The organism is Nocardioides cremeus (assembly GCF_030518195.1).
GTDB lineage: Bacteria > Actinomycetota > Actinomycetes > Propionibacteriales > Nocardioidaceae > Nocardioides > Nocardioides cremeus.
This window is the reverse complement of sequence record NZ_JAULSC010000458.1, coordinates 1-216: the sequence shown is the minus strand read 5'-3', so window position 1 is coordinate 216 and position 216 is coordinate 1. Positions and strand designations below refer to the sequence as shown.

At 73.6% G+C, this 216-nt stretch carries 1 protein-coding gene; it reads left to right on the top strand.

Annotation, left to right across the window (positions count from 1 at the left end):
- Positions 1–216, top strand: a 216-nt coding sequence (locus QWJ41_RS21720) for a hypothetical protein (RefSeq protein ID WP_302710578.1), incomplete at both ends; no start/stop codon positions are given.

The window sequence follows — 216 nt, the reverse complement described above, 5'->3', positions numbered from 1 at the left end:
CGACGTCGACGACGCGCTCTTCGACACCACGCAGATCCCGCTCACATCTCGGGACATCCGCACCGTCGGCGAGCTGCTGCACGACGTCGACCACCCGGCGCGCCACCTCCTGAGGGACGTCGCCGGCGACGACGCCGGCCGACTCCTCCACGGCTGGCCCGACCTCGTCGCGGCCGCGGCGACGCTGTGGAGCAGCCTGCCCGGGCAGCAGTTCGG